The organism is Caulobacter sp. (assembly GCF_049283275.1).
Lineage (GTDB): Bacteria > Pseudomonadota > Alphaproteobacteria > Caulobacterales > Caulobacteraceae > Caulobacter.
The window spans coordinates 1-11,091 of sequence record NZ_JBAPVS010000272.1; the positions used below are offsets into that span (position 1 = coordinate 1).

The following is an 11,091-nucleotide window of genomic DNA, read 5'->3' on the forward strand; positions in this document are numbered from 1 at the left end:
CTCCGGCCCTCCGGGCCACCTCCCCCAGAGGGGGAGGATCTAGAAGCGCCCAGATGCTCCCCCTCTGGGGGAGCTGTCGCGGAGCGACTGAGGGGGTTCGCGGCCACTAAACCTTCGACGGCCGCCGCTTCAGCGCCACGTACAGCGCCCCGTCCCCGCCATGCCGCTTCTCGGCAGGCGAAACCCCCGCCACGATGTCCCGAAGCGCGGGGCCGGCCAGCCATTCGGGCGTGCGGGCCTTCAGCACCCCGACCCCCAGCTTGCCCTTGCCGGTGACCACCAGGGCCGCGCGGTGGCCGTCCTCCCAGGCGCGGCGCAGGAAGGCCTCCAGCACCGGGCGGGCGCGGTCCTGGTCCAGGCCATGCAGGTCCAGGCGAGCCTCCAACGGGGTGTGCTCGCGGGCGATCTTGCGCTTGCGGTTGGGCTCGATGCTCCCCAGCGGGCCTGGAACCCGCTTGGTCCCGGCCGGCTTGATCGTCTTGGGATCGACCAGCAGCGGCGCCATCGGCTGCAGCGTCGTCGGCTGGATCAGTGATTTCTCGGCCTTGGGCGTCCAACCAGGCGCTTTCTGGTTCGACTTGGCCTTCACCGTGGCGGTGACCATGCCCCACAGGCGCAGGTCTTCCTGACGCGGGGGGCGCTTCACGGCCTCAGCCCTTGGGGATCAAGCGGTAAAGGCGCAGCTCGTGGCGCACGCGCCCGGCCTCGGCCCCCGCCGCCGCGCCCGTGCCGGTGTAGAGATCGGCCCGCACGTCGCCCTTGATCGCCCCGCCGACATCCAGAGCCACCGCCAGGCGGCGATAGGCCGGGAAGGCGCCCGTCAGCTTCGGCGCGCCGGCGTCCAGCCAGTAGAGCTCGCCCAGGGCGTGCTTGCTGGCGTCCACGGCGATGGCCCGGCCGGCCGGCAGCGGAATCCCCGCCGCGCCCACCGCCTGCTTGCCGTCGTCGGGCAGGGTCTGGAAGAACACGTAGCGCGGGTTCAGCTGCATGATGGCGTCGGCTTCGGGACCGCGATGATCGGCCAGCCAGGCGCGGATGGCCTCGCCGGAGGTGTTGTTGTCGGCCAGCAGACCCTTGTCGCGCATCGGCGTGGCGATGCCGACGAACGGCCGGCCGTTATGGGCCGCGAACGCCGCGCGCACCCGCCGGCCGTCCGGCAGGATCAGGATCCCGGAACCCTGGATCTGCAGGAAGAACAGGTCCTCCGGACGCATCCAGGCCAGGGGGCGGGTTTCCGGCGTGGCCTCGATGGCGGCGCGGTCCGGATAGGGCAGCACCTGGCCGCCCTCGATCTCGCCCGCGACCTTCTTGCCCACCAGGGCCGGATCGAACTGGGCCAGGTCCAGGGTGACCAGGTCGGCGGGCTTGCCGCGCATCGGGGCGCTGAACTCGGCCGAGCGCGACATCCGCGCCTCGTATTCCGGGGCGAAATAGGCGGTCAGCAGGCCCTGGCCGGGAACGGCTTGCGGGCGGAAATGGGTTTCGAGGAAACGGCGGGCGTCGTCGTCGTTCGAGGTGCGCTCGGCCCGGGCCTTGCGGCAGACCTCGGTCATGGCCGGGTCCTTGGCCGCGCCGCAGCCCTGGCGGAAGGCCTCCAGGGCCCCGAGGTGGTCTTCCTGCGACCAGCCGGCCAGGTCGCTGAACGACAGGGTCCCGGACGGCTCGGTGGGTGCGGCGGACGGCGCGGTCGTGCCGGGGCCCGACATGACCGGACCCGTCGGCTTCACCGGCGCGGTCGTACAGGCCGCCAGCGCCAGCAGGGCGAAGGCGACGGCGAACCCCCCTCGCACGCCAGAAAGGCGAAGCATCACGCCTCCGCGACGTCGACGCGAACCAGGGTCCAGTTCGGGTTCTTGCTCTTCAGGTCGCGCTGGAAGGTCCACAGGTCGGCGGTGCGGCGATCGTCGACGGCATCGCCCTCGGCGCTGGTCGAACGGGTGCGGATTTCGGCCAGGATGCGGACCACCGCCTTGGCGACGTCGCCCTCGACCGTGATCGAATCCAGATCGGTGCGCGGCGGGACCATGAATTCGGCCGTTTCCGTACGGTTCTGAGCCTCTCGGGCGGCGATGGCGGTCTCGAAATTGGCCATGACGTCCGAAGACAGCAGCGGCTTGAGCGTCTCGCGATCGCCGGCGGCGAAGGCCTTGACGATCATCTCGTAGGCTTGGCGAGCGCCGCTCAGGAAGTGACCGATGTCAAAGTCCGACTGGCGGGCGCGCAGGGCCGCCAGACCCGACAGAGCTTCCGCAGGAGCCTCCGGAGCCTTCAGGTCAAGCGCCGAGGCGCTGGCGGGCGCCACGACGGGGGCGTCCTCCGGCTGACGCCCGACCCGGCGACCCAGGGTGGCGTAGAGCTGGTAGAGGACGACGGCGGCCAGGGCCGCCAGAATAATCCATTCAAACACGATATTTTCCGCTCGTTAGCCAAGGGCGGGCGACCAAGGCGAGACTACCAGCCTATATAGGCAGTCTATATAGGCGATGCAGGCTCGCGCGTCAGGCGCCTGGCGTTGCGCGCCAGCCGCCCTCGTGTTAGCAGCCCCGCTCTCTCCTAGCGGCCATTTTCGACGCCGAATACGGATTTATCGCCCATGACCGACACGACCGCCGCTCCGCCCGCCGCTCCGGGCGACACCGTGGCCAGCGAAACCGGCATTCGCATCATTGCCCAATTCGTCCGCGACTTCTCGTTCGAGAGCCCGCACGCCCCCGACTCCCTGCGGGCCGGCGGCGCTCCCCCAGCCATCGACATGGGCGTGGAAATGAACGCCCGCGGCCGTCCCGACGGCCTGTTCGAGGTGGACCTGAAGCTGTCGGCCCGCGCGACGCGCGACGACCAGTCGGTGTTCCACGTCGAGGTGCTGTACGGCGGCCTGTTCCACATCGCCGGCGTGCCGGAAGACCAGCTGGAGCCGGTGCTGCTGATCGAGTGCCCGCGCTTCCTGTTCCCCTTCGCCCGTCGCCTGATCTCGGACGTGACCACCGAAGGCGGCTTCCCGCCCTTCCTGATCGACCCGATCGACTTCGCCGGCGTCTACGCCGCGCGCAAGGCCCAGGCCGAAGGCGTCGTGGTCGGCAACGCCTGATCACGCCTAGAGCGCTGAAAGACAAAAGCCCCAACCGCTTCGGCGATTGGGGCTTTTTCTTTGTCCAAACTCCGTTGTCATCCCGGGCGTAGCGAAGCGAAGACCCGGGACCGCCGGAAGCTCCGAGTTCACGCGTCGGTCCCGGATCGGCGCGCTGCGCGCTTGTCCGGGATGACAGCTTTTTATGGCTTCAGCTTTTAAGGCTGCAGCCGATAGCCGCCCATCTCGGTGATCAGGATCCGCGCCATGGCCGGATCGGGCTCGATCTTCTGGCGCAGGCGGTAGACGTGGGTCTCCAGCGTGTGGGTGGTGACGCCGGCGTTATAGCCCCAGACCTCGGTCAGCAGCTCCTCGCGCGACACCGGCTTGGAGCCGGCGCGGTAGAGGTATTTGAGGATGTTGGTCTCTTTCTCGGTCAGCCGGACCTTCTTCTGCTTCTCGTCGATCAGCAGCTTGGCCGAGGGCCGGAACTCGTAGGGACCGATCCGGAACAGGGCGTCTTCCGAGGCCTCGTAGCTGCGTAGCTGGGCGCGGATGCGGGCCAGCAGCACGCCGAAGCGGAAGGGCTTGGTCACATAGTCATTGGCGCCGGACTCCAAGCCCAGGATGGTGTCGCTGTCGCTGGCGGCGGCCGTCAGCATGATCACCGGCGCGGTGACGCCGTTCTTGCGCATCAGGCGGCAGGCCTCGCGGCCGTCCATGTCGGGCAGGTCGACGTCCAGCAGGACCAGGTCCGGCTTCAGCTCCTTGGCCATCCGCACGCCTTCACCCGCCGTCGGAGCTTCGGCGACCGCGAACTCCTCGTGGAGGGCGAGCTGCTCGGCCAGGGCCCCGCGCAGATCATCGTCGTCGTCGACCAGGAGAAGGGTTTTGCGTTGCGCCATGGGCGGGAACATGCACCGCTGCGGCCCCCGGCGCCAAGGCGGTTCTCGTCTGGCGCTGCATGACGCCCTTGGAGACCTCGTCTTGACGATCTTTCGCGCCCGCCCTGACGGTTCAAGCCCTTGGGACGGCCAGATCGACTGGGACGGGACGTCCAAGCGCTGCGCCTTGGGCAAGGCCGGGGTCATCGCCGGGGCCGACAAGCGCGAAGGCGACAACCGCAGCCCGACGGGCGTCTGGCCCATCCGCTACGTGCTTTATCGCCCCGACGTCTATCCGAACGGCCCGACCACGGCGCTGGAGACCAAGCCGATCGCGGCGGACGACGGCTGGTGCGACGCGCCGGGCGACCCGGCCTACAACCGGCCCGTCAAGCTGCCCTACCCGGCCAGCGCCGAACGGCTGTGGCGCGATGACCCCGTCTACGACCTGGTGGTGGTGCTGGGCCACAACGACGACCCGCCGGTCTCCGGCCTGGGATCGGCGATCTTCCTGCACCTGGCGCGCGACGGCTACCCCGGCACCGAGGGCTGCGTGGCCCTGGCGCGGGAGGATGTCGAGGCCCTGCTGGCGGCGGCCAAGCCCGGCGATGCGGTCGAGATCGCGGCGGACTAGGTCCGGCTTCCAAACAGCGCCGATCCCACGCGCACCGAGGTGGCGCCGCAGGCGATGGCGATCTCGAAATCATCGCTCATGCCCATCGACAGCTTTTCCAGCCCGTTGCGCGCCGCGATCTGGCCCAGCAGGCGGAAATGCGGGGCGGGGTCGAGCTCGGCGGGCGGGATGCACATCAGACCCTCCATCGGCAGGTCCAGGCCCCGGCACAGGGCGACGAAGCTGTCGGCCTCGCCGGGCGCGATCCCGGCCTTCTGCGGCTCTTGGCCGGTGTTGACCTGGACGAACAGCCGGGGCGCCTTGCCCTGGGCCTGGACCTCGTCGGCCAGCACCCGCGCCAGCTTTTCGCGGTCCAGGGTTTCGATCACGTCGAAGAAGGCCACCGCGTCGCGGGCCTTGTTGCTCTGCAGGGGGCCGATCAGGCGCAGTTCGATCTCCGCCCGACGCTCGCTCCAGCGTCCCATGGCCTCCTGGACGCGATTTTCTCCGAACACCCGCTGGCCCGCGTCGAGAATGGGCGCGATATGGTCCCATGGCTGCTGCTTGGACACCGCCACCAGGGTGACCGCGTCGGTCGGTCGGCCGGCGGCCAAGGCGGCGGCCCGGATGCGGGACAAGATCGAGGCGTAGACTTCAGACATGGGCGAGCACGCGAGCGACGAGATGGAAGCCCTGTCTAGAACGGCGGCGCGCCTTCGCCCATGGGTGGTGCGCGGAAAGCCGCTGCCGAACCTGCTGTTCTTCACCGATCCCGAACGAACGCCCGATCCGGAAGCGGTCGCCGAGCGGCTGCCGGCCGGGGCGGCCGTGGTGTTTCGGGCGTTCGGCGCGCCGGACGCGGCGGCGCGGGGCTCACGGTTGCGCGAGATCACCCGTCGGCGCGGCCTTGGGCTTCTGGTCGGGGCGGACGCGGACCTGGCGCTGGAGATCCAGGCCGACGGCCTTCATCTGCCCGAGCGGCTGGCCGGCCGGGCGCCGGGCTTGCGCGCCGATCATCCGGACTGGTTGATCACCCTGGCCGCCCATGACCAGGCGGCGGCCCTGGCCGGCGTGGCGATGGAGGCCGATGCGCTGGTGGTTTCGCCGATCTTCCCCAGCCGCAGCCCTTCGGCGGGCGCGCCGCTGGGCGTGGAAGGCCTGAAACGGATCGTCGAGGCCATGGAGACGCCGATCTACGCCCTGGGCGGCGTGCGCGCGGACACGGCGAGGCTGCTGCTGGATACGGGAATTGTCGGGATCGCGGCGGTGGAGGCGCTCAGCGCGTCCTAGAATGGGCGCGTCCTAGAACTTGAACGCGGTTTCCAGCTTCACCCGCGGCGCGGGTTCCTGAATTTCGTTCTTGCGGGCGCTGAGGGCCGGGTTCTGATCGCCCAGGGCCACGGCGCCGCCGACGCGGATCGACGGGGTGACGCTGTAATAGGCGCCGGCCTGGACGTCCCGGGCTTCCATCTCGCGGCCCACGGGCTGATCGAGATCGAGCTTGAGGCCCCACTTGCCCTTCTTGGCGTCCCACTTCAGGGACTTCTTGGGGCCTTGGGTCGGATTGAACGGTGCAACCGGGGCCGAACTGCCGAAGTCGCCCTTGACGGCGAAGTCAGGCGAGCTCGTGCGCGGCTTGCTTTGGGCATACGCTCCGGACACCGATCCCATCAGGATCAGCGCGGCGGCCCCAGCCATGAAATACCGTGCGGCGAACATAATACTCGAACCCAATCCCCAACCCGCGCCTCATAGAGTCAAACCCTATATAGGGGCGGGGTCCCTGAACATCGATTAAAGACCCTAGTACAACGCGGTCAACCGCAGTTGGATTGGACTCAGGGTCGCAAGAGTCGATTCAAGCGGCGCCTGTGGCGGTCCTGCCACGCGATTCCTGTTTTGACGCAGCGCGACCATGCTATAGACCGGCTTCCGGCTGCGGGGGCGCGCCAGGTCGCGCGCTTGCGCCGGGTGATACATTGGAGCGAGGTACTATGGCGTTTGAGCGTGGGTCGGTGTTGCGCGGCGTCGCCGCTGGCGTTCTGGCGTTGACCGTACTGACCGGGGTTTCAGCCTGCGGCGGCAACAGGGGCGGCGGCGGCTTTACGACCCAGAGCGACGAGCCGGGGTTCAATCCCTTCAAGGGCCGCGGCGGCGGCAAGGCCTCCTCGCAGGCCGGCGCGATCGGCGTCAACGGCTTCCTGTGGCGCGCCAGCCTCGACACCCTGGCCTTCATGCCCCTGGCCTCGGCCGACCCCTACGGCGGCGTGATCGTCACCGACTGGTACGCCAATCCGGAAAAGCCGGACGAGCGCTTCAAGGCGACCGTCTACATCCTGGACACCCGCCTGCGGGCCGACGGCCTGAACGTCACGATCTTCAAGCAGGTCAAGGACGCCAGCGGCGGCTGGACCGACACGGCGGCCACCGAACAGACGGCGACCGACATCGAGAACGCCATCCTGACCCGCGCCCGTCAGCTTCGACTTTCCAACATCAGGAACTAGGCTTTCGCCGTAGTTCTTCGCGGGAGCCTTTCGTCCTGAGGCGAAAGGCTCCCGTCCGCACTTTTAGAAGCGCGCCAAGGCCGAAACCGCTAAAGACTTCCGCGGACCGCGCCCGAGGCGTGCGTCGACGCCCCCAACAGTCTGGTTTCATGGCCCGCTACAATCCCAAAGACACCGAGCCGAAGTGGCGCGCCGCCTGGGCGAAAGCCAACACCTTCCTGACGCTGCTCACCCCCGACGCGCGCCCGAAGTACTATGTGCTCGAGATGTTCCCCTATCCGTCGGGGCGCATCCATATGGGCCATGTGCGCAACTACGCCATGGGCGACGTGGTGGCCCGCTATAAGCGCGCCCAGGGTTTCAACGTGCTCCACCCGATGGGCTGGGACGCCTTCGGCATGCCGGCCGAGAACGCGGCCATGGAGCGCGGCGTCCACCCCAAGGGCTGGACCTACGACAATATCGCCGCCATGCGCGAGCAGCTGAAGGCCCTGGGCCTGTCGATCGACTGGTCGCGCGAGTTCGCCACGTGCGATCCGGACTATTACGGCCAGCAGCAGGCCTGGTTCCTGCGTCTGCTGAAGCGTGGCCTGGTCTATCGCAAGGAGGCCTCGGTCAACTGGGATCCGGTCGACATGACCGTCCTGGCCAACGAGCAGGTGATCGACGGCAAGGGCTGGCGCTCGGGCGCGACGGTCGAGAAGCGCAAACTGACCCAGTGGTTCCTGCGGATCACCGACTATGCCGACGCCCTGATCGACGGCCTCAAGACCCTGGATCGCTGGCCCGAGAAGGTCCGGATCATGCAGGAGAACTGGATCGGCCGATCCAAGGGCCTGCGGTTCACGTTCGAGTTTGACGGCAAGGCGCCGGCTGGTCATGACGCCGGCCTGGACGTCTACACCACCCGTCCCGACACCCTGTTCGGCGCCAGCTTCGTCGGGATCGCCCCCGAGCACCCGCTGGCCGAGCAACTGGCGGCGGCCGACCCGGCCGTGGCCGCCTTCGTCGCCGAATGCCGCAAGGGCGGCACGTCCGAGGCCGACATCGAGGGCGCCGAGAAGCTGGGCCGTGACACCGGCCTGCGCGTCGTCCATCCACTGGATCCGACCCAGACCCTGCCGGTCTGGATCGCCAACTTCATCCTGATGGACTACGGCACCGGCGCGATCTTCGCCTGCCCCGCCCATGACCAGCGCGACCTGGACTTCGCCCGCAAGTACGACCTGCCCGTCCTGCCGGTGGTGCTGCCGCCGGGCGAGGACGCCGCGACCTTCCAGGTCGGCAAGGAGGCCTATGTCGGCCCCGGCGCGATCTTCAACTCGGCGTTCCTGGACGGCCTGGACATCGAGGCCGCCAAGACCGAGGCGGTGAGCCGCATCGAGGCCATGGACCAGGGCCAGGGCGCGACCGTCTATCGCCTGCGCGATTGGGGCGTCTCGCGCCAGCGCTATTGGGGATGTCCGATCCCGGTCATCCATTGCGCGGCTTGCGGCCCGGTCGGCGTGCCGGAAGACCAGCTGCCGGTGGTGCTGCCCGACGACGTGGCCTTCGACAAGCCGGGCAATCCACTGCTGCGCCATCCGACCTGGCGCCACACCACCTGCCCCAGCTGCGGCGGCAAGGCCGAGCGTGAGACCGACACGCTGGACACCTTCGTCGACAGCTCGTGGTACTTCGCCCGCTTCACCGATCCGACCGCCGCCGAACCGATCAACAAGGCCGCCGCCGACCACTGGATGCCGGTCGACCAGTATATCGGCGGTGTCGAGCACGCGGTGCTGCACCTGCTGTACGCCCGGTTCGTCACCCGCGCCCTGAAGGACGAGGGCCTGGTCTCGGTGGAGGAGCCGTTCGCGGGCCTGTTCACCCAGGGCATGGTCACCCACGAGGCCTACAAGAACACCGCCGGCGAGTGGGTCGAGCCCTCGGACGTGGTCATCGCCGTCGAGGGCGCCAGCCGGTCGGCCAAGCACGCGACGACCGGCGAGCCGATCACCATCGGCGACATCGAGAAGATGTCGAAGTCCAAGAAGAACGTCGTCGCCCCCGAGGACATCTTCGAGGCCTACGGTGTCGACGCCGCGCGCCTGTTCGTGATGAGCGACAGCCCGCCCGAGCGCGACGTGCAGTGGACCAACAGCGGCGTCGAGGGCTCCTGGCGCTTTACGCACAGGGTCTGGAACGAGTTCGAGAGCCAGCCGGCCGGCGATTTCGCCCATGACGACGCCGACGCGGCCGCCCTGGCCCTGCGCAAGGGCGCCCACCGGCTGATCGGCTTCGTGACCGACTCGATCGAGGGCTTCCGCTTCAACAGCGGCGTGGCCCGCCTGTACGAGTTCCTGAACATGCTGAAGGCCGCGCCGGCGGCCCTTCCTGACGGAAGCGCCGCCTCCCAGGGCGTCCTGGCGGCCCGCGCCGAGGCCCTGGAGATCCTGGCCCGCCTGATTTCGCCGTTCACGCCCCACCTGGCCGAAGAGGCCTGGGCCCAGCTGGGCAAGGCCGGCATGGTGGTGGACGCGCCGTGGCCCCAAGCCGACGCCGCCCTGGCCGCCGACGACGAGCGCGTGCTGCCGATCCAGATCAACGGCAAGCGCCGCGGCGAGATCAAGGTCAAGGCCGGCACGGCCGAGGCCGAGGTCGAGAAAATCGCTCTGGCGGACGCCGCCGTGCTGGGCCACCTTGAGGGCCTGACCGTTCGCAAGGTGATCGTGGTGAAAGACCGTATCGTCAACATCGTGGCCGGCTGATCCATGAAGCGCTTTCCGTTGTCCAAGACCCTCTCAGCCGTCGTTCTGGCCGCCGCGGCCATCGTCCTGTCGGCCTGCGGCTTCACGCCCCTGTATGGCCCTCAGTCGGTCACCAAGGGGCTCAGCGCCATCGAGGTGGTCGCGCCTCCCGGTCGGGCCGGCTATCTTCTGCGCGAGAAGCTGGATGACGCGTTTGGCCGTGACGTCGGCCTGCCGCCGTCCCATCGGCTGACCTATACCGTCAGCGAGCAGCGCTATCCGCGCGGCGTGCGGGTCGACAACGTCGCCAACCGCTACGAGCTGAGCCTCACCGCCAACTGGGCTCTGATCGACGTCAAGACCGGAAAGCCAGTGCGCACGGGCGCCACCACCGCGGCGGTAACCTATGACTCCGCCGACCAGCCCTACGCCTCCATCGCCGCCCAGGAGGACAGCCAGGAACGCGCCGCGACCGAATTGGCCCGCAGGATCCAGTTGGAACTGGCCACCTGGCTGGCGGGCAAGGCATAGGACTCTTCGACTTTTCGCGCGTTGTCTTCACGCGAACCGGCATCCACATCGCTCGAGTACGCTGGCCATGATCCTGTCGAAACGACCGGACATCGAACGCTTCCTTCGGGACCCGGCCGCCGACATCCGCGCCGTGGTCATCTATGGCCGCGACCGCGGCGTGGTGCGTGATCGGGCCGACCAGCTGGTCAACAAGCTGTTCGCGCGCCCTGACGATCCGTTCGACACCGCCCAGCTGACCGAGAGCGACCTGGACAGCCAGGCCGGCAAGCTCGAGGACGAACTCTCGGCCCTTTCGATGATGGGCGGGCGGCGCCTGGTGCGCCTGCGCCTGACCGGCGAGAAGGGCGGGGCCGACAAGCAGGCCGCCGAGGCCCTGGTCCGCCACGTCGAAGGCCAGCTGAATCCGGACGCCTTCTTCGTGGTCGAGGCCGGCGCCCTGGGCCGCGACTCCGCCCTGCGCAAGGCGGCCGAGAAGGCCGCCGGGGCGGCGGTGATCCCCTGTTACGAGGACGAGGCCGGCGATCTGGCCCGGCTGACCCGCGAGACCCTGTCCAAGGACAAGGTCAGTCTGAACGGCGAGGCCCTGGATCTGTTCGTCTCCCGGCTGCCCAAGGAGCGCGGCGTGGCCCGCGCCGAGATCGAGCGCCTGGCCCTCTATCTGAATCCCGGCAGCGGCGTGGTGGCCACGCCGGCCGACCTGACAGATTTCCTGGGGGTCGAACCCGAGGCTTCGCTGGGCGACGCCGCCATCGACGCC

At 68.9% G+C, this 11,091-nt stretch carries 13 protein-coding genes; 7 read left to right on the top strand and 6 right to left on the bottom strand.

Annotated features, from left to right (window positions below; translation table 11 throughout):
- Window positions 1-106: 106 nt before the first annotated feature.
- From WAL33_RS15390 to timA, 3 genes are read right to left on the bottom strand one after another with little or no spacing between them, the layout of a single operon-like run.
- The gene (locus WAL33_RS15390) at window positions 107-646 is read right to left on the bottom strand and encodes a Smr/MutS family protein (protein ID WP_422182398.1); all 540 of its coding nucleotides are present in this window, start codon (window positions 644-646) and stop codon (window positions 107-109) included.
- A 4-nt stretch (window positions 647-650) separates the two neighbouring features.
- Complete coding sequence (locus tag WAL33_RS15395) at window positions 651-1,808, bottom strand: murein transglycosylase A (RefSeq protein ID WP_422182399.1); 1,158 nt, start codon at window positions 1,806-1,808, stop codon at window positions 651-653.
- Window positions 1,808-2,407 (bottom strand): TIM44-related membrane protein TimA, encoded by a 600-nt coding sequence (gene timA / locus WAL33_RS15400; protein WP_422182400.1) that lies wholly within the window; start codon window positions 2,405-2,407, stop codon window positions 1,808-1,810. The genes WAL33_RS15395 and timA overlap by 1 nt, the downstream gene beginning before the upstream one ends.
- A 186-nt stretch (window positions 2,408-2,593) precedes the next feature.
- Between timA and secB the strand changes: the two genes are divergently transcribed.
- The gene (gene secB, locus WAL33_RS15405; protein ID WP_422182401.1) at window positions 2,594-3,088 is read left to right on the top strand and encodes a protein-export chaperone SecB; all 495 of its coding nucleotides are present in this window, start codon (window positions 2,594-2,596) and stop codon (window positions 3,086-3,088) included.
- Window positions 3,089-3,285: 197 nt separating this feature from the next.
- Here the strand turns inward: secB and WAL33_RS15410 are convergent, their stop codons facing one another.
- Window positions 3,286-3,972, bottom strand: coding sequence for a response regulator transcription factor (locus tag WAL33_RS15410; RefSeq protein WP_056437107.1), 687 nt, complete (start codon window positions 3,970-3,972; stop codon window positions 3,286-3,288).
- Between the two features lie 82 nt (window positions 3,973-4,054).
- Here WAL33_RS15410 and WAL33_RS15415 point away from each other — a divergent pair, with 82 nt between their 5' ends.
- Window positions 4,055-4,585, top strand: a complete 531-nt coding sequence (locus WAL33_RS15415) for a L,D-transpeptidase family protein (RefSeq protein ID WP_422182402.1) — start codon at window positions 4,055-4,057, stop codon at window positions 4,583-4,585.
- Here WAL33_RS15415 and WAL33_RS15420 read toward each other — a convergent pair.
- Window positions 4,582-5,226, bottom strand: a complete 645-nt coding sequence (locus tag WAL33_RS15420) for a YggS family pyridoxal phosphate-dependent enzyme (RefSeq protein ID WP_422182403.1) — start codon at window positions 5,224-5,226, stop codon at window positions 4,582-4,584. The genes WAL33_RS15415 and WAL33_RS15420 overlap by 4 nt on opposite strands.
- Here WAL33_RS15420 and WAL33_RS15425 point away from each other — a divergent pair.
- The gene (locus WAL33_RS15425; protein WP_422182404.1) at window positions 5,225-5,854 is read left to right on the top strand and encodes a thiamine phosphate synthase; all 630 of its coding nucleotides are present in this window, start codon (window positions 5,225-5,227) and stop codon (window positions 5,852-5,854) included. The two genes, WAL33_RS15420 and WAL33_RS15425, sit on opposite strands and share 2 nt — an antisense overlap.
- Window positions 5,855-5,866: 12 nt before the next feature.
- On the opposite strand, the gene WAL33_RS15430 is transcribed toward WAL33_RS15425, so the two are convergent.
- Window positions 5,867-6,262, bottom strand: coding sequence for an NtrZ family periplasmic regulatory protein (locus WAL33_RS15430; protein ID WP_422182405.1), 396 nt, complete (start codon window positions 6,260-6,262; stop codon window positions 5,867-5,869).
- Window positions 6,263-6,543: 281 nt separating this feature from the next.
- Here WAL33_RS15430 and WAL33_RS15435 point away from each other — a divergent pair, with 281 nt between their 5' ends.
- The 4 genes from WAL33_RS15435 to holA all read left to right on the top strand — a co-directional run.
- The gene (locus tag WAL33_RS15435) at window positions 6,544-7,071 is read left to right on the top strand and encodes a DUF3576 domain-containing protein (protein ID WP_422182406.1); all 528 of its coding nucleotides are present in this window, start codon (window positions 6,544-6,546) and stop codon (window positions 7,069-7,071) included.
- Between the two features lie 149 nt (window positions 7,072-7,220).
- Window positions 7,221-9,821, top strand: coding sequence for a leucine--tRNA ligase (gene leuS, locus WAL33_RS15440; RefSeq protein WP_422182407.1), 2,601 nt, complete (start codon window positions 7,221-7,223; stop codon window positions 9,819-9,821).
- Between the two features lie 3 nt (window positions 9,822-9,824).
- Window positions 9,825-10,331: an LPS assembly lipoprotein LptE gene (lptE, locus tag WAL33_RS15445; RefSeq protein WP_422182408.1), complete on the top strand. Its 507-nt coding sequence runs from the start codon at window positions 9,825-9,827 to the stop codon at window positions 10,329-10,331.
- Between the two features lie 67 nt (window positions 10,332-10,398).
- Window positions 10,399-11,091, top strand: a 693-nt coding sequence (holA, locus tag WAL33_RS15450) for a DNA polymerase III subunit delta (RefSeq protein ID WP_422182409.1), incomplete at its 3' end; no start/stop codon positions are given.

Excerpts from the sequence above, each read along its gene's own strand:
- WAL33_RS15420 (WP_422182403.1), bottom strand. The coding sequence starts at position 5,226 with ATGTCTGAAGTCTACGCCTCGATCTTGTCCCGCATCCGGGCCGCCGCC.
- WAL33_RS15410 (WP_056437107.1), bottom strand. The coding sequence starts at position 3,972 with ATGGCGCAACGCAAAACCCTTCTCCTGGTCGACGACGACGATGATCTG.
- WAL33_RS15395 (WP_422182399.1), bottom strand. The coding sequence starts at position 1,808 with ATGCTTCGCCTTTCTGGCGTGCGAGGGGGGTTCGCCGTCGCCTTCGCC.
- WAL33_RS15430 (WP_422182405.1), bottom strand. The coding sequence starts at position 6,262 with ATGGCTGGGGCCGCCGCGCTGATCCTGATGGGATCGGTGTCCGGAGCG.
- lptE (WP_422182408.1), top strand. The coding sequence starts at position 9,825 with ATGAAGCGCTTTCCGTTGTCCAAGACCCTCTCAGCCGTCGTTCTGGCC.
- leuS (WP_422182407.1), top strand. The coding sequence starts at position 7,221 with ATGGCCCGCTACAATCCCAAAGACACCGAGCCGAAGTGGCGCGCCGCC.
- WAL33_RS15425 (WP_422182404.1), top strand. The coding sequence starts at position 5,225 with ATGGGCGAGCACGCGAGCGACGAGATGGAAGCCCTGTCTAGAACGGCG.
- secB (WP_422182401.1), top strand. The coding sequence starts at position 2,594 with ATGACCGACACGACCGCCGCTCCGCCCGCCGCTCCGGGCGACACCGTG.